The sequence below is a fragment of the Streptomyces sp. NPDC001339 genome, from assembly GCF_042895955.1.
In the GTDB taxonomy this organism is placed as follows: Bacteria; Actinomycetota; Actinomycetes; order Streptomycetales; family Streptomycetaceae; genus Streptomyces.
On record NZ_JBIAWT010000002.1, the window covers coordinates 428,005 to 448,165 of the forward strand.

Here is a 20,161-nt window from a genome sequence, read left to right on the forward strand (position 1 = left end):
CTCCTGTCCCTCGGGTCCCTCATGCCGAGGCCCCCGCGGTGGACAGCCGGGAGGAGCGGGCGATCCAGACGAGCAGCGGTCCGCCCACGAAGGCGAGCAGCACGCTGACCGGGGTCTCCCAGGGCCGGATGACGACCCGGGCGAGGACATCGGCGAGGATCATGACATCGGCCGCGATCAGTGCGGACAGGGCGAGTTGGGCCGTCAGACGCGCTCCGGTGAGGGCCCGGGCGGCGTAGGGGGCGAGCAGTCCGAGGAAGGCGATGGGGCCGGCGACGGCGACCGCGCAGCCGGAGAGCAGGGAGACGGCCGCGGCGGCGGCGAGCCGGATCCGGCCGGGGTGGTGGCCGAGCGAGCGGGCGCTGTCGTCGCCGAGTCCGAGGGCGGAGAGCGGACGCGCGCAGCCGAACGCGGTGAGCAGGCCGGCGGCGGCCGGCGGCAGCAGGGGGAGGAGGTCGGAGGCCTCGACCCCGGCGAGCGAGCCGATCGTCCAGTAGCGGTAGGTGTCGTAGGTCGACTGGGTGCCGAGCAGGACGTACGAGGTGAGGCCGTGGAAGGTGGCGCCGAGCGCGGATCCCGCGAGGACGAGCCGGAGCGGGGATCCGGCGGCGCGCCCGGACCCGGCGAGCAGCAGGACGACCGCGCTCGCGGTCATCCCGCCCAGCAGGGCCCACACCAGCAGCGCGGCGGGGGAGGAGGCGCCGAAGAAGGTCAGCCCGAGGACGACGGCGAAGGCGGCGCCGGAGTTGACGCCGAGCAGCCCGGTCTCGGCGAGCGGGTTGCGGGTGGCGGCCTGGAGGAGGCAGCCGGCGGTGCCGAGGCAGACGCCCACGAAAACCGCGGCCAGGGTGCGCGGCAGGCGCACGTCCTCGATGGCGAGTCGCATTTGGGTGTCGGCGCGGGCGGCCGGGTCGCCGACGAGGTAGTCCCAGGCGTCGCCGACGGAGCTGGAACCGGTGCCGACGAGCAGGGACACCAGGCCGAGGCCCAGGAGGAGGACGAGAAGTCCCGCGGCGGGCCAGAGGAGGGGGCGGGGCTCCCGCGCGCGGCGTTCGCGTCGGCGGGACCGGTACCGATCCGGCCAATTCGGCCGTGTCGTTGCGCGTGTTGTCGCCATTGTCGTCCGTAATCCATTGTGGCGGTGTTGGCCATAGGTTAGCCTAGCCTAAGTTCACGCCGACTCCGGCGATACTGCGGACTTCCGCATGCCTCAAACGCGCCCCGTGTCACGCGCGTTCACCGCATGCGACGCCGGGACCCCGGTCCGGGGCCGCCCCGCAGTCCCCCACCGACAGAGACAGAAGGTCATGGAGCCGAACCCGCCCCGTCCCTCCTCGCGCCGTGCCCGCGCCACCGTCGTGGCCGCCTTCCTCGCCCTCGGCGCGTCGGCGCTCACCGCCTGCGGATCCTCCGGCGGGGGCGACGGTTCGGCCGGTGCGGGCAAAGGACCCACGACCCAGGTCGCCGACGCGACCGGCGCGAAGGTCGACGTTCCGGCCTCGCCCCGGCGGGTCGTGACGCTCAGCGAGATGGACCTGGACTCGGCGCTCGCGCTCGGCGTGCGGCCGGTGGGGCTGACCGCCGGCCGCGGCCAGAAGGGCGCCCCCGCCTACCTCGCGGACCGGGCGAAGGGCATACCCGTGGTGGGCGCGGTGACCGGCCCGGACGTGGAGAAGGTCGTCCAGGCCAAGCCGGACGTGATCCTCGCCGGGCAGCTCGCCGACAAACAGGTTCTCCAGCAGCTGCGGAGGATCGCCCCCACCGTCGTCACCGTCGACAAGACCAAGAACTGGAAGAAGTCCCTCGAGATCACCGGCCGGGTGCTCGGCAAGAGCGACGCGGCCGAGAAGTTCCTCACCGGCTACGGCACCAAGGTCGCGGCCCTGAAGAAGGACCTCGGTGCCGAGGCCGGGGCCAAGGTGTCCGTGGCCCGCTACTCGGCGAAGGGCACCAACGTCATCCAGCAGGGTGTGTTCATCAGCGATGTCCTGAAGGACATCGGCTTCGCACGGCCCGGCATCCAGGCCCGTAAGGGCGAGGGCCACTCCACGCCGATCAGCGAGGAGAACCTCAAGGAGATCGACGGGGACTGGCTGTTCATCGGCACCCTGGACCCGGGCACCACGCGCGACAGCCTGCTGGACAAGCTGGCCGGCAAGCCCGCCTACCAGCAGCTCGACGCCGTACGGGACAAGCACGCGACCGTGACCGACGGCTCCAAGTGGACGAGCCTGGGCGGTGCCGAGGCGGCCGTCTCGGTGCTCGACGACATCCGGAAGGCGATGGTCAAGTGAGCGCCCACAGCCTGCCGGGCACCGACGGCCCGCTGATAACCGACCGTACTCCAGCGGTGACTGACGCCCTCTCGGGAGCTGACGGCAGGGCGGACGTCGGCCAGGAGCTCGCGGGACGGCTCGCCCTGGTGACGGGGGCGGGCCGGGGTATCGGCGAGGCCGTGGTCGCGGCGCTCGTCGAGCGGGGTGCCCGGGTCCTCGCCACCGACCTGGCTCCCGAGGGCCTCGACGCGCTCGCCGCGAAGTACGGCGCACACGGGACGGATGAGCACCGCACGCACGGGACGCCTGAGCGGGGGACGCACCGCAAGTACCGCGACCAGGTCACCGTCCGCCCGCTCGACGTCACGGACGCCGCCGCCGTCGAGGCCCTGATCGCCGAGGCCGAGGACACCCTCGGGCCGCTGGACATCGCCGTCAACGTCGCCGGGATCCTGCGCTGTTCGGACGTCGTGGACCTCACGGACGAGGACTGGGCCGCGGTGTTCGCCGTCAACACCACCGGCGTCTTCCACGTCTCGCGCTCCGCCGCCCGCCGGATGGCCGGGCGCGGCGGCGGCAGCATCGTCACCGTCGCCTCGAACGCGGCGGGCATCCCGCGCGCGGGCATGTCCGCATACGCCGCGTCGAAGGCCGCGGCCGTGATGTTCACCAAGTGCCTGGGTCTGGAGGTGGGTTCGCGGGGCGTGCGCTGCAACACGGTCTGCCCCGGCTCCACCCGCACCGAGATGCAGCGCGCCATGTGGGCCGCGGCCGGCCTGCCCGACGACGAGGGCGCGCGACGCGTGATCGAGGGGGACCCCGCCGCCCACCGCACCGGTATCCCACTCGGCCGGATCGCCGACCCCGCCGACATCGCCGAGGCCGTCGCCTTCCTGGTCTCCGACCGCGCCCGCCACATCACCCTGCACGACCTGTACGTCGACGGCGGTGCCACCCTCCGGGCCTGACCCGGCCCGGGGCCCGAGCCCTGGACCCGGGTCCGCACCGGCCCAGGGCACGGACCCGCCCCGGAAGCGGAACCGGCCCATCCGAACACCTCACGCCGCCCACAGCGGCTCGTCCCGCACGGGAGACCCCCATGCCACGCTGGAGACACGCATGTCCGCCTCGCTGACCGAAGCCACCGCTTCCCTCACCCCGCCCCCGGTCGCCCCCGGTGCGGCGACCGTCCTGCTCGACGCCTACCGGCCCGCCACGGACCGGTTCCTCGCCACGCCCCGGCACACCCTGCTGGGCCACGGCACCGCCGTCGAAGTACCCCACGACACCCGGCCGTTGACGGAGCGGGTGCGCGAGGCCCTTGAAGCGCGCCGGTGCGCGGGCGACCCGGCACCGGTCGTCGTCGGCTCGCTGCCCTTCACCCCGGACGCCCCACCCGCCCTGGCCGTCCCGGAGTCCGTACGGTGGGCGCCGCCGCTGCGCGAGGACCCGCCGGCCGTCCTGCCCGCACCCGGCACCGGCGGGCGGACCGGCTGGCAGGTCAAGGAGGTTCCGGCCCCCGAGGAGTACGGTGCGGCCGTCGCCGCCGCGGTCCGGCGGATGCGGGCCGGGGAGTTCGACAAGGTCGTCCTCGCCCGCACACTGGAACTGACCGCTCCTCATGAGCCGGACCTGACGGCCATGCTGGGCCGCCTGGCGCGCCGCGACCCGGCCGGGTACACCTTCGCGGTGCCCAGCGGCCCGGGCCGTACCCTCATCGGCGCCAGCCCCGAGCTTCTCGTCGCCCGGCACGGCGGCCGCCTGACCGCCAACCCGCTCGCCGGGTCCGCCCCGCGCAGCGCCGACCTGGCCGAGGACGTACGCCGCGCCGCCGCCCTCCTGGAGTCGGCGAAGGACCTGCACGAACACGCCGTCGTCGTCGACGCCGTACGCGAGGCGCTCGCACCGTTCTGCCCCCGCCTGGAGGTGCCCGGCCGCCCCACGCTGGTGCGCACCGCGGCCATGTGGCACCTGTCGACCACCGTCACCGGCGAGCTCGCCGACCCGGACGCCACCGCCCTGGACCTGGCGCTGGCCCTGCACCCCACCCCGGCGGTGTGCGGCACCCCGACCGATGTGGCGCGCGCCGTCATCGCCGAGTCGGAGCCGTTCGACCGCGGCCCCTACACCGGCATGGTCGGCTGGCAGGACGCGGACGGCGACGGCGAGTGGGTCGTGACGATCCGCTGCGCCGAGGCCGAGGGCCGCGCCCTGCGGCTGTTCGCGGGCGCCGGAGTGGTGGCCGCCTCGTCGCCCGAGGCCGAGACCGCCGAGACCGGCGCCAAGTTCCGTACGTTCCTGGACGCCGTGGGGGCCGCGCTGTGAGTGAGCTCGCTAAGCAGCCCGTTCCCGCCACCACCCCGGGCGTCGACGCGCCCACCTGGCCCGACGGGTTCGCCCGGCGCTACCGGGCGGCGGGCCACTGGCGCGGGGAGACCTTCGGCGGCATGCTGCGCGAGCGCGCCGCCGCCCACCCCGACCGGATCGCCCTCGTCGACCCGGCGCCCGCACGGCGCACCTGGACCTATCGCGAACTGGACGAGCGAGCCGACCGACTGGCCGCCGGATTCACCGCCCGCGGCATCGCCAAGGGCGACCGGGTGGTCGTCCAGCTGCCGAACATCGGCGAGTTCGCCGAGGTCGTCTTCGCCCTCTTCCGGATCGGCGCCCTGCCCGTGTACGCGCTGCCCGCCCACCGGGAGACGGAGATCGGGCACTTCTGCTCCCTCACGGAAGCCGTCGCGTATGTGATCCCCGACCGGCACGCGGGGTTCGACCACCGCGATCTCGCCACGCGGATCGCGGCGCGCACCCCGAGCCTGCGGCACGTCTTCGTGGCCGGCGACCCGGGGGAGCACACCGCGCTCGCGGACGTACCGTGCGACCCGGCGGAGCCGCTCGCCGGACCCGAACCGCACGAACTGGCCTTCCTCCAGCTGTCGGGCGGCACGACGGGTGTACCGAAGCTGATCCCGCGCACCCACGACGACTACCTCTACTCGCTGCGGGGCTCCAACGAGATCTGCGGTGTCGACGCGGACACCCGCTTCCTCGTCGTCCTGCCCGCGGCCCACAACTTCCCGATGAGCTCGCCCGGCTGGCTGGGCGCGCTGTACGCCGGGGGCACGGCCGTCCTCTGCCCGCGCCCCGACCCGGAGACCGCCTTCCCCCTCATCGGGCGGGAACGGATCACCATGACCGGGCTGGTCCCGCCGCTCGCCCTGGTGTGGACGGAGGCCGGCCCGGCGACGGACAGCGACCTGTCCAGCCTGGAGCTGGTGCTCGTGGGCGGCGCCAAGTACAGCGCGGAGGCGGCGCGCCGCCTCACCCCCGCACTGGGCTGCCGCCTGATGCAGGTCTTCGGCATGGCCGAGGGGCTCGTCAACTACACCCGCCTCGACGACGACGAGGAGACCGTCCACACCACACAGGGCCGGCCGATCTCCCCGGACGACGAGGTCCGGATCGTCGACGACGCCGGACACGACGTCCCCGAAGGCGGCACCGGCCACCTGCTGACCCGCGGCCCGTACACGATCCGCGGATACTGGCGCGCGCCCGGGCACAACGCGACGGCCTTCACCGAGGACGGCTTCTACCGCACCGGCGACCTCGTGCGCCGTACCGCGACCGGTCACCTCGTCGTCGAGGGCCGGGCCAAGGACCAGATCAACCGGGGCGGCGAGAAGATCGCCCCGGAGGAGGTCGAGAACGTCCTCCTCGCCCACCCATCCGTGCACGACGTCTCCGTCGTCGCGGTGCCCGATGAGTACCTCGGTGAACGGTCCCTCGCCTACGTCATCCTGCGCGCGGGAGCCGAACCGCTGAAGCCCGTCGCCGTCAAGCGGTTCGTCCGCGAGCGCGGCCTGGCGGCGTACAAGGTCCCCGACCTCGTCGAGTTCGTGACCGCGTTCCCGCAGACCGGTATCGGCAAGACCAGCAAGAAGGGGCTGCGGTCCGCCGCCGCCCCCGCCGAGCAGCACTGAAAGGTCCCCCACCACCATGGCACTTCCCGCCATCGCCCCCTACCCGCTGCCGGCCGGGGACGAGCTGCCCGCCAACCGCGTCGACTGGACCGTGGACCCCACCCGCGCGGCGCTGCTCGTCCACGACCTGCAGAACCACTTCCTCGACGCGTTCCCGGCCGGTGAGCAGCCGCTGACCGGCATGCTCGGCAACACCGCCCGGCTGCTGGACGGGGCCCGCCGCCTCGGCGTACCGGTCGTCTACTCCACCCAGCGCGGGGGGCAGACGCCCCAGCAGCGCGGCCTCCAGCTCGACTTCTGGGGCCCGGGCGTCGCCAACGACCCGCACGCGCTCGCCATCCCGGACCAGGTCGCGCCGCGGCCCGGCGACCGGATGCTGACCAAGTGGAAGTACAGCGCTTTCGTCCGCACCCAGCTGGAGAAGGTGCTCCGCGACACCGACCGCGACCAGCTGGTCATCGTCGGCGTCTACGCGCACATCGGGGTGCTCATGACCGCCTGCGACGCGTGGATGCGGGACATCCAGGCCTTCGTCGTCGCCGACGCCGTCGCCGACTTCTCCCGCGAGGACCACGACCTGGCCCTCCGCTGGGCCGCCGGCCGCTGCGCGGCCGTGACCACCACCGACGCACTCTTCCAGGAGTCCTGAACACCATGGCCCTCACCCTCGACCAGATCCGCACGGACGTCGCCGACTGCCTCGGCGAGGACCCCGCGGACATTCCCGTCGACGACAACCTCGTGGACTGGGGCCTGGACTCGGTCCGGATCATGGCGCTGCTCGGACGCTGGCGCCGTGAGCACGGCGTCCAGGCGGACTTCGCGGACCTCGCCGAGCGCCCGGCCCTCGAGGCCTGGGCCCCGCTGCTCGGAGCCGACGCGTGACCGCGCTGCTCACCGCCGGTACCGCCGCCACCGGCTCCGGGCCCGGTGCGCCGGACGCCGGTGCCGCCGTACTGCCGCTGACCGCGGCCCAGTCGGGCATGTGGTACGCGCAGGCCCTCGATCCGCTCAGCCCCGCACAGAACACCGCGGAGTGCCTGGAGATCGACGGGCCGCTGGACCCGGACCTGTTCGCCGCCGCCCTGCGGCGGGTCACCGCCGAGGCCGACGCGCTGCGCCTGCGCGTCACGGACACCCCCGACGGTCCGCGCCAACACCTCCTGCCCTCCGTCGAGTTGCCCCTGACCGTGCACGATCTGACGGCCGCGGACGACGCCGAACGGCAGGCCGAGGCCTGGATGCGCGCCGACCTCGCCGAGCCCTGCGACCTGGCGGCCGGACCGCCGTTCCGGCACGCCCTGTTCCGCACCGGCGAACGGCGGTGGCTGTGGTACCAGCGCATCCACCACCTCGTCATGGACGGATACGGCTACTCGCTCCTCGTACGGCGCACCGCCGAGGTCTACGCGGCGCTGGTACGCGGCGACGAGCCCGGCCCGCGCACCTTCGGATCCCTCGCGGACCTCGTCGCCGAGGACGCCGCGTACCGCTCCTCCGACGGCTTCGCCGCCGACCGCGCCCACTGGACCGAGGCCTTCGCCGACCGCCCCGAGGCGCCCCGGCTGGCCGGCCGCGGCGCGCTGCCCGCCCGCACCTTCCGCCGCCGCACCGCGTACCTGCCGGAGGCGGCCGCCGAGCGGCTGCGCGACCTCGCCGACAGGCTCCGCGCGACCTGGCCGGACGTCCTGATCGCCGCCCAGGCCCTCTACACCTCCCGGGCCACCGCCCGGTCCGAGGTGGTGCTCGGGCTGCCCATGATGGGCCGCATGGGGTCCGTCGCCCTCCGCGTCCCGGGCATGGTCATGAACGTGCTGCCGCTGCGGCTCACCGTCACCCCCGACGCCACCTTCGCCGAGCTGGTGCGCCAGGTCGTGCTCGGCATCCGCCAGGTCCGCCGCCACCAGCGCTACCGCTACGAGGACATCCGCCGCGACCTGGGGCTGCTCGGCGAGTCACGGGGCCTGGTCGGCCCGCTCGTCAACGTCATGCCCTTCGACTACGGCGTGGACTTCGCGGGCGCGCCGGCCCGGGCCCGGAACCTGTCCGCCGGCCCCGTCGACGACCTCACGGTCAACATCTACGACCGCGCCGACGGCCGCGGCCTGCGCATCGACCACGACGGCAACCCCGCGCTGTACGAGGACGCCGACCTGGCCGCACACCAGGAACGGTTCCTGCACCTGCTGCGGCGGCTCGCCGAGACCGACCCCGGGCAGCCGCTCGCCGTGCACACCATCGCGACACCCACCGAACACGCCCTGGTCACCGAGGAGTTCAACCGCACCGACCGCGCACTGCCGCCGACGACCCTCATCGGCCCCATCGAGGCCCAGGCCGCGCGGACCCCGGACGCGACCGCGCTGGTCTTCGGGAACACGTCCCTCACCTACGCCGAGCTGAACGTGCGCGCCAACCGGCTGGCCCGGCACCTGCAGACCCTCGGCGCCCGGCCGGGAGCGCTGGTGGCGGTCTCGGTGCCGCGCTCGGCCGACCTGGTCATCGCCCTGCTCGCGGTGCTCAAGGCGGGAGCCGCGTATCTGCCGCTCGACCCCGACTACCCGGCCGAACGGCTCGCGTACATGCTCCAGGACGCGTCGCCGGTCTGCGCGATCACCGACCGGGCGGGCCACCTCCCGGAGGACACCGGGACCCCGCTCGTCGCGCTCGACAGGCTCGACCTGTCCGGGTACCTGTGGGTGAACCCGCCGCGCCCGCTGACCCCCGCCCACCCCGCGTACGTCATCTACACCTCCGGCTCCACGGGCCGCCCCAAGGGTGTCGTGGTGTCGCACCGGGCGATCGACAACCGGCTGCGCTGGATGCAGGACGCGTACCGGCTCACCCCCGGGGACCGGGTGCTCCAGAAGACCCCGTCCTCGTTCGACGTCTCCGTCTGGGAGTTCTTCTGGCCGCTGCGCGAGGGCGCCGCGCTCGTCGTCGCCGAGCCCGGCGGCCACAAGGACCCGGCCTACCTGGCCCGCCTGATCCGCGAACAGACCGTCACCACCTGCCACTTCGTCCCGTCGATGCTCCAGGTCTTCCTCGCCGAGCCGGGTGCCCCCGCGTGCGCGGACGCGCTGCGCCGGGTCTTCTGCAGCGGTGAGGCCCTGCCCCGCGAGACCGTGAACGCCTTCGGGCGGGCGCTGCCGGGCGTCGAGCTGCACAACCTGTACGGGCCGACGGAAGCCGCCGTCGATGTCACGTACCACGCCTGCGCCCCGGACGGCACCGGTCCGGTACCGATCGGCCGGCCCGTGTGGAACACCCGCCTGTACGTGCTGGACGCGGCAGGCCGGCCCTGCCCGCCCGGCATCCCCGGCGAACTCCACCTGGCGGGGCGGCAGTTGGCCGAGTGCTACCTCCGCCGCGCCGAGCTGACGGCGTCCCGGTTCGTCACCGACCCGTTCGGCCCGCCGGATACCCGGATGTACCGCACCGGCGACCTGGCGCGCTGGACGGCGGACGGCGAGGTCGAGTACCTCGGCCGCACCGACCACCAGGTGAAGCTGCGCGGCCAGCGCGTCGAACTGGGCGAGATCGAGGCCGCGCTGGCGGCCCGGGAAGGCGTGGACGGCGCCTGCGCCGTGGTGTGGGAGGACCGGCTCGTCGGCTATGTGACGGGCGGAGCCGATCCCTCCGCGGTACGCGCCGCGCTCGCCCGCGAGCTGCCCGAGCACATGGTCCCGGCGGCGGTCGTCGCCCTCGACGCGTTCCCGCTCAGCCCCAGCGGCAAGCTCGACCGCCGTGCGCTGCCCGCCCCGGTCTTCGCGGGCGGCGAGGGCGCCAGGCGCCCGGCCGGTCCCCGCGAGGAGGCGCTGACCCGGCTCTTCGCCGAGGTCCTCGGCGTCGAGAGCGCCGGTCCCGACGACGCGTTCTTCGACCTCGGCGGCACCTCGCTGCTCGCGGTGCGGCTGGTGACACGGGTACGGGAGGAGCTCGGCGCCGAGCTGACCATCGGCTCCCTCTTCGAGGCGCCGACCCCGGCCGCGCTCGCCGCCCGCGTGGCGGCCGCGGGCCCGGCCTCGGGGGACGCCCTCGATGTCGTCCTGCCGCTGCGCGCCGACGGGGACCGGCCGCCGCTGTTCGCGATCCACCCCGCGGGCGGCATCTCCTGGTGCTACGCGGGTCTGGCCGCCCGCCTCGGCCCCGGCCGGCCCGTGTACGGAATCCAGGCCCGCGGCCTGACCGGCGACGAGCCGCTGCCCCGCACCCTGGCGGAGGAGGCCGCCGACTACGCCGCACGCATCCGCGAGGTCCAGCCGCACGGCCCCTACCGGCTCGTGGGCTGGTCCGTCGGCGGTGTCCTCGCGCACACCGTCGCCGTACTGCTCCAGGAGGCCGGAGAGGCGGTCGAACTCCTCGCCCTGCTCGACGCGTTCCCTGCCGAGCAGTGGCGCGGACGGCCCGCACCCGAGGAGGGCGACGCCCTCACCGCGGTGCTGCGCATGGCGGGCTTCGACCGCACCGGCGAACGCACCCGCGACGACGTCCTGGCCACCCTGCGCCGGGCGGGCAGCCCGCTGGCCGGACTCACCGACCGCACCCTGTCGCGGATCGTCGACATCGTGCCCAACCACGCCCGCATGATGCGCGAACACCATCACCGCCCGTACACCGGCGACCTGCTGTTCTTCACCGCCGCCGCACCCCGCGCCGAGGACTGGCTCACATACGAGGCCTGGCACCCCCACGTGACCGGCACCCTCACCAACCACGACCTCGACTGCACCCACCCCCAGCTGATGCGTGACCAGCACCTGGACCACGTCGCCGCGGCGCTGACCGCCCGGCTGAAGGAGCTCGACCAGGGCTTGCAGTCCGTATAGCGGGAATACCCACCGGCCTCCTGCGGTGGTGATCCCGCAGGAGGCCCTCGCTATCCCTGGCTATCCCTGGGTGCCGAATTCTGCAACGGGGGAGCGGTCGTGCGGTCAGGACGCCGCGGCGGGGATGCGTGCGATATGGCTTCTTCGTTCGAGGCAACCAGGTACCTCTCATGCCTCAGCGCGCACCAACAATGTGCCTTCCTGCTCACTCTCCGGCGGCGCAACGACTTTCGCCGTGATGTTCGAGAAGCCGACCGACGCCAAGAGGTCAACCCATTCATCGGCCGAGCAGTCCCACCGTGAGACCGCTCGTGCCTGCCGTAGCGCTGCCCCTGGCTGTTGGTCCTTGGCCGGTGGCTTGTGTGAGAAGGCGAATACCCCGCCTTGGCTCAGACGCTCCCGCACCAGGGGCAAGAGTCGTTCCGGATCGGTGAACCACACTGCTCCAAAGATCGAGAACACTACGTCGAAACGCTCGGTGTGATCACTCAGGAATTGCGTCGCCTCCGCCGTGCGAAAGGTAAGGCCAGCAATGTGACCCCACCGTGCTTCCGCCTTCATGCGTTGGGTAGGGGCGACGTCGATTCCTACGCACCGAGCGCCGACTGTTGCGAGGTGGGCGAGGTTGCAGCCCGTACCGCACCCCAGTTCCAGCACCCGGCGCCCGCGCATCTGGCCGAGCAGGGACTCGCCCGGGCCGTGGTCGGGGTACTGGGTCCAGTTCAACCACGTGGTGGCGCCGGCGGCGTTGACGGCCCTTCTGGGCGTTCTGCCTGCGGCGTACCGTTCCCACGCTGCGGTAAGTGCTTCCATGCCGCTCCTTCCACGCAGGATGGCTCCCCCTCTCTGCGAGGGGGAGCCACCGGACCTTACTCGGCTCCGTCAGGCGACAGGGCTATCAGAACAGCAGGCGTGGCACTGGTGGCAGTCCGCCGCCTTGGCGTTCCACAGTTCCCGGTCGATGACGAATCCGGCGTCCCGGATGGCCTGGATCGTGGCCTTGAGGACGTACGGCTGGCCGGCCTCCTCCTCGGGCAGGTGCGGGACGTGGTGGATGTACTGTCCCGCGTGATTGAGGCAGAACTCCGTGTAATTGTTGGTGTCGAGCACGAACGTATGAACCCCGAAGTCCACGAGCCGGGCCGGGCCCATGTCCACGTCAGGGCGTTCGGCGGAGGTGACCAGATAGGCGATCGTCTGGTCGAAGGTGCGTTCGGCCAGATCGCGGGCCATCTCGTGGTCGCGCATGATGAGCCTTACCTCGCGCTCCCAGACTTCCGGGCTCACGCAGGTTCGGGGGTCCCGCGTTTGGACTGCTGTTGCCACGTGCGTCTCCTTCGTTGTCGGAGTGGTGCAGTGCACTTGCGACCCGGCCGGCCGACTCCGCTTCTCAGCGGCGTGCGACCGGGCGGGAGTCTGTCAGTTCGCTGGGGTAGGCCTTCCGGTGGCTGCCATGGTCAGCAGCACGACGGCTGTTCCCCACGTCAGTACGGCGAAGGTCCCGCCCCAGAACGTCCCGTGACAGGTGACCTCCTGCCCCTGAGCACGGCATGGCCCTGCACATTCCTGGCATGCTTCGCCAGAGCGGCGAGTTGGACCCGTTCCCTGCCGCTGGCCGGGCGAACGGCGATGGCGCGGGTATCCCAGCGAAAGCCAGAGGGGCGTATCAGGGTCATCCGCGCCCCCTTCCGCTCCCAGACCATGCCGACCATCTGAGAACCGCTGTCGAACACGGCCGTCCCGCGCGGCCACTCCGCCGTCTGTCTCATCGCTCCAGCCCTGTCGCCTGGGCGCGGCGTGGCTTCGACCCTTCACGGCGTTGCACCGTTCCTGTGGTGTCCGGCTGGCCGCCATCTCGTGCAAGCGCCACGCAGCGAAGGCACTCGCAAGAGGGCATGCCACTGCGGGTCGGAATCGCCGTGGGGCGGATCGTGCGTTCTCTTCGGATCACCGTCGTCTGCCCGGTCTCTGGGGCGATCCGATAGACCGTCAGTGTCATGGCCATTCCCCACTCCTTCCGTGCCCCCGTGTCGGTGAGAGACCACAGATGTACCGGGGTGAGCAGGCGAGGGGCGGCGACCGTCAAGGCGTCAGTCCGGCGTCATTTGTTTGCCAGAACCCGAGACCGACTGTCGTCCGGCGCCGTACCGTCGAAGGCGTGGGTGAACCGAACACGATCCTTCACGCCGTCAGGGTCAGCCTGCGCATGTCTCAGGACGAGTTAGCCCAGGCCATACGCGAGGATGGACGGGAGCACGGCGAACCAAACGACTGCGCCAAACGGAACGTGCAGCGCTGGGAGTCCGGAGCCGTTCGGATGCCTCGGAAGATCTACATCAGATCTCTGGAGCGCGTGACGGGCCTCCCCATCGAGGCTCTAGGGTTCGCGATACCGGTCCCGAACGCCCGAACGGCAGAAAGGACATCGGCCAATGGGCATGAACCGGTGCAAGGAGAGGCGGTAATCATGGGAGCCGAAACAGCCCTGGGAGGTGCTGTCCCCATGTCCAAGCACAACGATCACGGCACCATGTCGGGCATCTGGCTGTCCCGGTATGAGTACCACTCGTCAGGCAGGGAAGCCGACTTCACCGGCGAACACTTCGTCGTGATCATTCAGCACCGCAACAAACTAACCGTGCGGTCCCTGCCCGAGGCTTCGTCCAACCCCGACTCCCCGCTGACTATGGACCTGACCGTGGACGGGAACGTCGTAACGGGATCATGGCGTGAGGAGACGGCCCGTGACGGCTACTACGCCGGAGCGGTCTATCACGGCGCCTTGCAACTGCTGGTCGAACCGACGGGCCGGAAGATGACCGGGAAGTGGGTCGGGTTCGGTAAGGACTTCGATGTGAACACCGGCCCCTGGGAACTGATCTTCAAAGACGCGTCCACTTCCAAGGCCACGATGGAGCAGTACAGCCACCGGCCTTGAGCAGGGCTTCCCCGGTTGGTCACGTGACCGTGAGTCGGGTACGTTTTCCCAGTTCAGCTAAGTAATCCGCTGGTGCGCGAGGCGAGAGTTCGAGGCCAAGGTCGCCCTCTACCTCGATAGCCGGGACGTCCCCGATCCGTGGGGCAAGTACGCGGACGCAATCGCCGCGGTCGCCGCCCTGATCGAGGACGGCGCCACCCGGCACGTCCGGTAACACTGCCCGCGCGCCGTTCAGCCGGACGCCACGGACAGGATCACGTCCACCAGCCTGTCCGCCGCGTCCGGCCTCCCGTGCATCCGAGCCCGCTCCGCCATCGCTCCTCGCCGGGCAGGGTCCGTCAGCAGCGGCCCGACGGCATCGCGCAAGGAGTCGGCGGTGACGTCACCGACAAGGGAGACCGCGGCGCCGGCTTCCTCAAGGTGCCTGGCGTTGTGGGCCTGCTCGTTGCCGGCCGACGAGGCGAGCGGGATGAACACCGCCGGTTTGCCGAGGGCGGTGAGCTCCGCCAAGGTGCCCGCGCCGCTCCGGGAGACCACGACATCGGCGAGAGCCAGGACGTCGGGCAGTTCCGGGCCGACGAACCCGGTCAGGTAGTACCGCCCAGCCAGATCCGTGGGCAGTGCCGCGGCGTGCTGCCGCAGCCCCTCGACATGGGCCGGCCCGCACTGATGAACGACGTTCGCGCGCTCCAGCAGCCACGGCAGCACGCCCCGCACCACCTCGTTGATCTGCTGAGCGCCTTGCGCGCCGCCCGTGACGTAGAGGGTCGGCAAACGCCGGTCGAAACCGTGCAACTCCAGCGCCGCAACGGCCTTCTCTGCGTGCCCGGCCAGCACATCGGGCCTCACGGGGTTCCCCGTGACGACCGCGGCATCGCGCACCGCCTCCGGCAGAAGCGGCAGCGTCGACTCCGACGACACCGCGATACGCGTCGCCGAACTCGCCAACTTCCGGTTCGCCAGTCCCAGGCGCACCGTCTGCTCATGCAGCACGAGCGGCCGACGGCACATGCGCGCCGCCAGCCCAGCCGGAACGGCGACGTACCCTCCCGTAGCCAGGACCACATCCGGCCGGAAATCGCCAACCACCTTCCGGGCCTGGGCGACTCCGAGCGGCACCCGCGCCATATCCCGCACGTTCGCCGGCGACACGAGCTTGAGTGGGTTGCCGGACCGGCGGATCTTGCCGGTGGCGACGCCGGCGAAGGGAATGCCCTCGGACGGAGCCACCTGGGCCTCAAGGCCGTCCGGTGTGCCGATCCAGAGGACGTCGAGGGTGCCGCCGACCGCCGCCAGCCGGGCCTGCAACGTGCGGATCGGTCGTCCAGGGCCGGGCTCTGCCCCGGCTCGGGCCCTGTGTGCTGGGCTCCCGGTGGCGACGTGTCGGGCGGGCCGCTCGCCGGCGGTAGCCGGTTCAGGTGCCGGACAGCAGGTCCACCAGGCCGTCGGCCAGTTCCGTGCGCCAGCACAGGTAGTCGTGTCCGCCGTTGAACTCGCGGTAGGAGGCGTCGTGGTAGCCGGCGGCCGCGAGGGTCGCGCGCAGGCGGCGGGCGGCGGGGAGGTTCGCCCACTCCTGTTCGCCGAAGGAGAGCCAGAAGCGCACCGGCAGCCGCGGGCCGTCGGCGATCCGGCCGGTGAGCCACTCCGCGTCCGGACCGACCGGCCACCAGAACGACCCCGACTGCACCAGGGCGTTGCCGAAGCGGTCCGGCGCGGTGAGCGCGGCGTACGCGGCCGTCAGCCCGCCCAGGCTCTGCCCGGCGATCACGGTCCGGGCGGGGGCGGCGGTGATGGGCAGCCGCCCGGACGCCCACGGCAGCAGCTCGTCGGTGAGGAAGGCGACGTACTCCGGACGGCAGGTCAGCTCGGCCCAGCGGGTGGACGCGTCCACGGAATCCGGCAGCACGGCGGCGAGCGGCGGGATGCGGCCGTCCGCGATGAGGTTGTCGAGGAGGTGCGCGAGGCCGAGCCGGGGCTGCCAGTGCTCACCGTCCAGCAGGACCAGGACCGGGAGCTCCGCCGTTCCTGTCGCCGGCTGCTCCGCTGCGACCGGCGGCTGGTACAGCCAGACGCGCCGGGGAGCGCCGAGGTGTTCGCTCGCCACCTCGTGCTCGGTGACGGTGCCGCGCCCGGTGCCCGGCCTGGGCTCCCAGTCCACCGCGCGGGGGGCGGCGGGGAGTTCCGTGTACGGGACCGGGTCGGCGTCCCAACGGCCGGGAAGCGTACGGGTGTTGAACGGGTCGGTGCGCCGCTGGGTGCGCAGCCACCCCCAGTATTCCGGGCTGCCGGGTGCGGGTCCGTCGCTCTCGGCGCTCTTGGCGCTCTCCGTGCATGCGTCGACGCAGAGGTCGTACGTGCCGCGCCAGTCGTGGCGCAGCCGGAGCGTCCAGTGCCAGATGTCGGTACCGGGGACGTGCTCCATCAGGTTGCCCTCGGGGGCCCGTGGGTCGCCGAGCTTGTTGGGCAGGACCATCACGGCGCGGGTGGCGGGGGTGCCGCGCCACAGGAACGTCACGGCCAGGTGGTCGGCGCTGCCCTGAGGGTCGGCCGCGACGAGCGGGGTGCCGCGCTTGCGGACGTCCGCCCAGAACGCCTCGGTGGTGCCGTCCGCGGCGTCCGCGAGGTCCTCCGGAGCGGGCAGGGGCCACCCCGGGTCCGTGAGCCGGGGCACCGCCTGGGGGCGGGCGAGGCGCGGGGGGTGGTGCGGGGCACCCTCGGGCGGAACGGGCACGGGCATGCGGTGCACTCCGATGACGGTGAGATCAACTTAGGTACACCTTACCTTTGGGTCGGGTGCTGCTGCGAAGTCCGGTAGTAGCCACTGCGAAGCCTGGTAGTAGTCACTGCGAGGCCCGGTAGTGGGGGCGGGCGGCGTCGGACGGTCCCTGATGACGCCGGATGACACCGGATGACGCCGAACGGTCCTTGATCACGACGGCCGGGGGGATTACCGCGCTCCGCCCGTGCCACCGGAGATCCTCCGTCCGGAGGGCGCCGGGGCCGGAGCATTCCCGGTGACTTGAACCGCGCCGCCCGGGCGGTGACCATGTGCTTCAGCCCGGCGACCTCGGGCACCGGCACGACGAGAGACGCACGATCCATGCACCGCAGCCCTGCCGCTCAGCACCCCGAGACCGGTCCTGACTCGCACAATCCAGCCAAGGCTCCCTTCCGGATGAGTCTGCTGACCGCCACCTGCCTGGTGATGGGCAACATCATCGGCGGCGGCATCTTCCTGCTTCCGGCCTCGGTGGCCCCGTTCGGCACCCTCAGCCTCGTCGCCTTCGGCGTGCTGACCATCGGCGCCGTCGCCCTCGCCCTGGTCTTCGGCCGGCTCGCCGAACGCCACCCGGACACCGGCGGCCCCTACGTCTACGCGCGCGAGGCCTTCGGCGACTTCGCCGGATTCCTCTCAGCCTGGTCGTACTGGACCATGACCTGGGTCAGCAACGCGGCCCTCGCGGTCGCCGCCGTCGGCTATGTGCACGTCCTCTTCCCCGGCAGCGCGTCTGCCGGTACGGACCTCCTCGTGGCCCTGGGTGCGCTCTGGCTGCCGGCCCTCGCCAACCTCGCCGGGACCCGCTACGTGGGCGCCGTCCAGCTGGTCTCCACCATCCTCAAGTTCGTCCCGCTGCTGTTCATCGCCGTCGTGGGCCTGTTCTTCTTCGACCCGGACAACCTCGGGCCGTTCCAGACCGGCAGCGGCAGTGCCAGCGCGCTCGGCGGGATGTCAGCGGCCGCCGCGATACTGCTCTACTCCTACGTCGGCGTGGAGTCCGCCGCGATGAGCGCCGGTGAGGTCCGCGACCCCAAGCGCAACGTCGGACGGGCCACCGTCCTCGGCACCGTCGGCGCCGCCGTGGTCTACCTCCTGGGCACCGTCGCGGTCTTCGGCACCGTCGCGCACGACAAGCTGGTCGCCTCCAAGGCGCCGTTCTCGGACGCGGTCGACGCGATGTTCGGCGGCCACTGGGGCGGCACCATCGTCGCCTGCGCGGCCGTCGTCTCGATCATCGGCGCGCTCAACGGCTGGACCCTGATGAGCGCCCAGTCCCCGTACGCCGCGGCCAAGGACGGCCTGTTCCCCGCCGCGTTCGGCACCAAGCGGCGCGGGGTGCCGACCTTCGGCGTCCTGGCCGCGAGCGTGCTCGCCAGCGCCCTGACCGTCATCAACTACCTCATCGGCAGCGGCGGCGTCTTCGAGATCCTCGTCCTGATCACCACCTTCTCGGTGACCGTGCCGTACCTCCTCGCCGCCGCCGCCCAGGTCTACTTCCTGCTCAGCGGCCGCCGCGACAAGGTTCGCCCGGCCCGCTTCGCCCGCGATCTGACCCTCGCCCTCGTCGCCTTCGGCTTCACCTTCTGGCTCGTCGCCGGCGCGGGCTACGCCGCGATCTACCAGGGCGTGCTCTTCCTGTTCGCCGGCATCCTCGTCTACGCCTGGATGGCGGCCCGGCGGCGGAGCCGCCGGACCCCGGTGGCCGACGGCGCGCACACCGGCCAGGCACAGGCCGAAGCCGCACTGGTGGACCAGGAGGAACACCAGCGCCTTGCCGGGTGACAGCACGAGGGACAGCGCGCACAGGTAGAGCGTGAGGTGGGCCGGCAGCAGCGCAGCCTCCGTCCCCCAGTGCCGCAGGACGGGGGAGCGGAGCGCCCTGATGCCGGCCGGCCGTCCCGCCCGCCCACCGGGCGCGGACCGCCGGCCGGCGCGCCGTCTCCCGGGCGACCCGCGCCGTCCGCCCGTACACCCAGGCCAGGAACCCGGCCACGGCCGGCTGCCACCAGCTGTCACCCAGCACGAAGAACCCCGCCAAGCCCCCGGCGTACACCACACCCACCAGCGCGAACCGTGCCACGGCGCGGCCGTCCCCGATCGGCACACCCCTCGTCATACCGTCGAGTCTCCGGGCCCGGCCCGGCCCGCGACAGCCGGTACGCCCCCGGACCGGCCGGGGGGCCGCCGGTGGCGGACGGTGGGCCGGCCCCACCCCGGGTAGACAGCACACGGCACCGGCGAGACCAAGTACGGGGCACATGGCACCGGCGAGAGGAGAACGCGATGACCGCTCAGGCGCAACCGCTCACGGAGACGGAGATCGAGGACGGGCTGGCGGAGCTGCCCGGGTGGACCGCGGCCGACAACGCACTCCACCGCAGCTACCACTTCGGCGGGCACCTCCCGGCCGCGGTGATGGTCATGCACATCGCCCGGATCCAGGAGGAACTCGGGCACCACGCCGATCTGACGCTGGGCTACAACCGGCTCTCCATCGCGGTCAACACCCACAGCGCCGGCGGGCGGATCACCCGCCTCGACTTCGGGCTGGCCCGCCGTATCGAGGAGATCGCGCCGGCACACGGCGCGGGGTCCCAGTAGTACTCGCCGAAAGAACAACGGAGTAGCCCCTGACCTGGGAATACTCCCTGATCCCTTTCAGACGCCGCTGCCGGGGGCGTTGACGCGGTTCTCATACTCGCGGCGGGCCTTGCGCTGAGCCGGGACGACCGGGGCGCCCTGGGTGCCGTCGAGGGGCTGGCAGCGTACGAGGAGCCCGCGGTGCACGGAGGGGATGGCGCTGACTCGCAGGGTGTGGCCCTGGCCGCGCCGTACGATCACGCCCTGGTCGAGCGCGGCCCGCTCGGCGGGGTCCAGGTCGGCCGTGCGGAGGAAGTCGGCGACCTTGCCCGGCATGTCGAGGGTGGCCGGTAGTTCCGGGGCGGGGATGTCCTCGTGGCCGGCGTCGGTGCGCTCGCCGGGCTGCCTCGTGCAGTGAGGCACGAGGTACGTCTTTCCTCTCCGCCGACCGCAGGAACCACCGCTTCTCGCGCGCGGGGGCAGTCCCGTTCCCGTATGTGCTCACCTTTGATGCCAGAGCACCCCTACGTGGGATTGCGGAAGCGGGACAGCCGCTTCATGACCTGCCTGGTGGGGTGGCCGAAGGTGATGGCCGGGTGCCTGCCCGGTACTGCCCGGCCTGTGGTGAAACGGCTTCGGCCGGACGCCGGTCCGCGGGCCCGGTTCTGTTCGGCGGTGTGTCGTTCCAGGCAGTGGTATCAGGCCCGGCGGGTGCGGGCGAGGGTGGCTGCGTTGCGGGATGCCCGGGACGCGGCGGAGTGCCCGTCGTGCGG

The 20,161-nt window shown here is 72.5% G+C and carries 16 protein-coding genes; 10 read left to right on the forward strand and 6 right to left on the reverse strand.

The window, feature by feature from the left end; translation table 11 throughout:
- Positions 1 to 19 precede the first annotated feature (19 nt).
- Positions 20 to 1,117 carry a FecCD family ABC transporter permease gene (locus ACFY12_RS07125; protein WP_390714722.1) on the reverse strand — a complete coding sequence of 366 codons (1,098 nt, stop codon included), beginning with the start codon at positions 1,115 to 1,117 and terminating at the stop codon, positions 20 to 22.
- A 190-nt stretch (positions 1,118 to 1,307) separates the two neighbouring features.
- Here ACFY12_RS07125 and ACFY12_RS07130 point away from each other — a divergent pair, with 190 nt between their 5' ends.
- From ACFY12_RS07130 to ACFY12_RS07160, 7 genes are all read left to right on the forward strand, one after another.
- Positions 1,308 to 2,294 (forward strand): ABC transporter substrate-binding protein, encoded by a 987-nt coding sequence (locus tag ACFY12_RS07130; protein ID WP_390714723.1) that lies wholly within the window; start codon positions 1,308 to 1,310, stop codon positions 2,292 to 2,294.
- Between the two features lie 128 nt (positions 2,295 to 2,422).
- Positions 2,423 to 3,244, forward strand: coding sequence for a 2,3-dihydro-2,3-dihydroxybenzoate dehydrogenase (locus ACFY12_RS07135; protein WP_390715072.1), 822 nt, complete (start codon positions 2,423 to 2,425; stop codon positions 3,242 to 3,244).
- A 151-nt stretch (positions 3,245 to 3,395) separates the two neighbouring features.
- Positions 3,396 to 4,601, forward strand: a complete 1,206-nt coding sequence (locus ACFY12_RS07140; RefSeq protein WP_390714724.1) for an isochorismate synthase — start codon at positions 3,396 to 3,398, stop codon at positions 4,599 to 4,601.
- Entirely contained in the window at positions 4,598 to 6,262 is a 1,665-nt protein-coding gene (locus tag ACFY12_RS07145; RefSeq protein ID WP_390714725.1) for a (2,3-dihydroxybenzoyl)adenylate synthase, read from the forward strand. Before ACFY12_RS07140 ends, ACFY12_RS07145 begins: the two co-directional genes overlap by 4 nt.
- A 16-nt stretch (positions 6,263 to 6,278) precedes the next feature.
- Complete coding sequence (locus ACFY12_RS07150) at positions 6,279 to 6,911, forward strand: isochorismatase family protein (protein ID WP_390714726.1); 633 nt, start codon at positions 6,279 to 6,281, stop codon at positions 6,909 to 6,911.
- Positions 6,912 to 6,916: 5 nt separating this feature from the next.
- Positions 6,917 to 7,147 carry a phosphopantetheine-binding protein gene (locus ACFY12_RS07155; protein WP_390714727.1) on the forward strand — a complete coding sequence of 77 codons (231 nt, stop codon included), beginning with the start codon at positions 6,917 to 6,919 and terminating at the stop codon, positions 7,145 to 7,147.
- Entirely contained in the window at positions 7,144 to 11,091 is a 3,948-nt protein-coding gene (locus tag ACFY12_RS07160; protein WP_390714728.1) for an amino acid adenylation domain-containing protein, read from the forward strand. The genes ACFY12_RS07155 and ACFY12_RS07160 overlap by 4 nt, the downstream gene beginning before the upstream one ends.
- 168 nt (positions 11,092 to 11,259) lie before the next feature.
- Here the strand turns inward: ACFY12_RS07160 and ACFY12_RS07165 are convergent, their stop codons facing one another.
- Positions 11,260 to 11,904, reverse strand: a complete 645-nt coding sequence (locus tag ACFY12_RS07165; protein ID WP_390714729.1) for a class I SAM-dependent methyltransferase — start codon at positions 11,902 to 11,904, stop codon at positions 11,260 to 11,262.
- A 69-nt stretch (positions 11,905 to 11,973) separates the two neighbouring features.
- Complete coding sequence (locus ACFY12_RS07170; RefSeq protein WP_390714730.1) at positions 11,974 to 12,339, reverse strand: glycine-rich domain-containing protein; 366 nt, start codon at positions 12,337 to 12,339, stop codon at positions 11,974 to 11,976.
- A gap of 958 nt (positions 12,340 to 13,297) precedes the next feature.
- Between ACFY12_RS07170 and ACFY12_RS07175 the strand changes: the two genes are divergently transcribed.
- Positions 13,298 to 14,029 carry an XRE family transcriptional regulator gene (locus ACFY12_RS07175; protein ID WP_390715073.1) on the forward strand — a complete coding sequence of 244 codons (732 nt, stop codon included), beginning with the start codon at positions 13,298 to 13,300 and terminating at the stop codon, positions 14,027 to 14,029.
- A gap of 231 nt (positions 14,030 to 14,260) precedes the next feature.
- Here the strand turns inward: ACFY12_RS07175 and ACFY12_RS07180 are convergent, their stop codons facing one another.
- Together ACFY12_RS07180 and fes are read right to left on the reverse strand one after the other, a co-directional pair.
- Entirely contained in the window at positions 14,261 to 15,346 is a 1,086-nt protein-coding gene (locus ACFY12_RS07180; RefSeq protein WP_390715074.1) for a glycosyltransferase, read from the reverse strand.
- A 97-nt stretch (positions 15,347 to 15,443) separates the two neighbouring features.
- Complete coding sequence (gene fes / locus ACFY12_RS07185; RefSeq protein WP_390714731.1) at positions 15,444 to 16,766, reverse strand: enterochelin esterase; 1,323 nt, start codon at positions 16,764 to 16,766, stop codon at positions 15,444 to 15,446.
- 438 nt (positions 16,767 to 17,204) lie between these two features.
- Between fes and ACFY12_RS07190 the strand changes: the two genes are divergently transcribed.
- A complete protein-coding gene (locus ACFY12_RS07190; protein ID WP_390715075.1) occupies positions 17,205 to 18,590 on the forward strand; it encodes an amino acid permease in 1,386 nt (461 codons plus the stop codon).
- Positions 18,591 to 19,091: 501 nt separating this feature from the next.
- Positions 19,092 to 19,409: a 4a-hydroxytetrahydrobiopterin dehydratase gene (locus ACFY12_RS07195; RefSeq protein WP_390714732.1), complete on the forward strand. Its 318-nt coding sequence runs from the start codon at positions 19,092 to 19,094 to the stop codon at positions 19,407 to 19,409.
- 57 nt (positions 19,410 to 19,466) lie between these two features.
- On the opposite strand, the gene ACFY12_RS07200 is transcribed toward ACFY12_RS07195, so the two are convergent.
- Positions 19,467 to 19,811 carry a resolvase gene (locus tag ACFY12_RS07200; RefSeq protein WP_390714733.1) on the reverse strand — a complete coding sequence of 115 codons (345 nt, stop codon included), beginning with the start codon at positions 19,809 to 19,811 and terminating at the stop codon, positions 19,467 to 19,469.
- Positions 19,812 to 20,161 lie beyond the last annotated feature (350 nt).

What these genes read in the sequence shown, in the direction of transcription:
- ACFY12_RS07175 (WP_390715073.1), top strand. Translation starts at nt 13,298, where the DNA reads ATGTCTCAGGACGAGTTAGCCCAGGCCATACGCGAGGATGGACGGGAG.
- ACFY12_RS07165 (WP_390714729.1), bottom strand. Translation starts at nt 11,904, where the DNA reads ATGGAAGCACTTACCGCAGCGTGGGAACGGTACGCCGCAGGCAGAACG.
- ACFY12_RS07140 (WP_390714724.1), top strand. Translation starts at nt 3,396, where the DNA reads ATGTCCGCCTCGCTGACCGAAGCCACCGCTTCCCTCACCCCGCCCCCG.
- ACFY12_RS07195 (WP_390714732.1), top strand. Translation starts at nt 19,092, where the DNA reads ATGACCGCTCAGGCGCAACCGCTCACGGAGACGGAGATCGAGGACGGG.
- fes (WP_390714731.1), bottom strand. Translation starts at nt 16,766, where the DNA reads ATGCCCGTGCCCGTTCCGCCCGAGGGTGCCCCGCACCACCCCCCGCGC.
- ACFY12_RS07125 (WP_390714722.1), bottom strand. Translation starts at nt 1,117, where the DNA reads ATGGCGACAACACGCGCAACGACACGGCCGAATTGGCCGGATCGGTAC.
- ACFY12_RS07150 (WP_390714726.1), top strand. Translation starts at nt 6,279, where the DNA reads ATGGCACTTCCCGCCATCGCCCCCTACCCGCTGCCGGCCGGGGACGAG.
- ACFY12_RS07190 (WP_390715075.1), top strand. Translation starts at nt 17,205, where the DNA reads ATGAGTCTGCTGACCGCCACCTGCCTGGTGATGGGCAACATCATCGGC.
- ACFY12_RS07155 (WP_390714727.1), top strand. Translation starts at nt 6,917, where the DNA reads ATGGCCCTCACCCTCGACCAGATCCGCACGGACGTCGCCGACTGCCTC.
- ACFY12_RS07130 (WP_390714723.1), top strand. Translation starts at nt 1,308, where the DNA reads ATGGAGCCGAACCCGCCCCGTCCCTCCTCGCGCCGTGCCCGCGCCACC.
- ACFY12_RS07170 (WP_390714730.1), bottom strand. Translation starts at nt 12,339, where the DNA reads ATGCGCGACCACGAGATGGCCCGCGATCTGGCCGAACGCACCTTCGAC.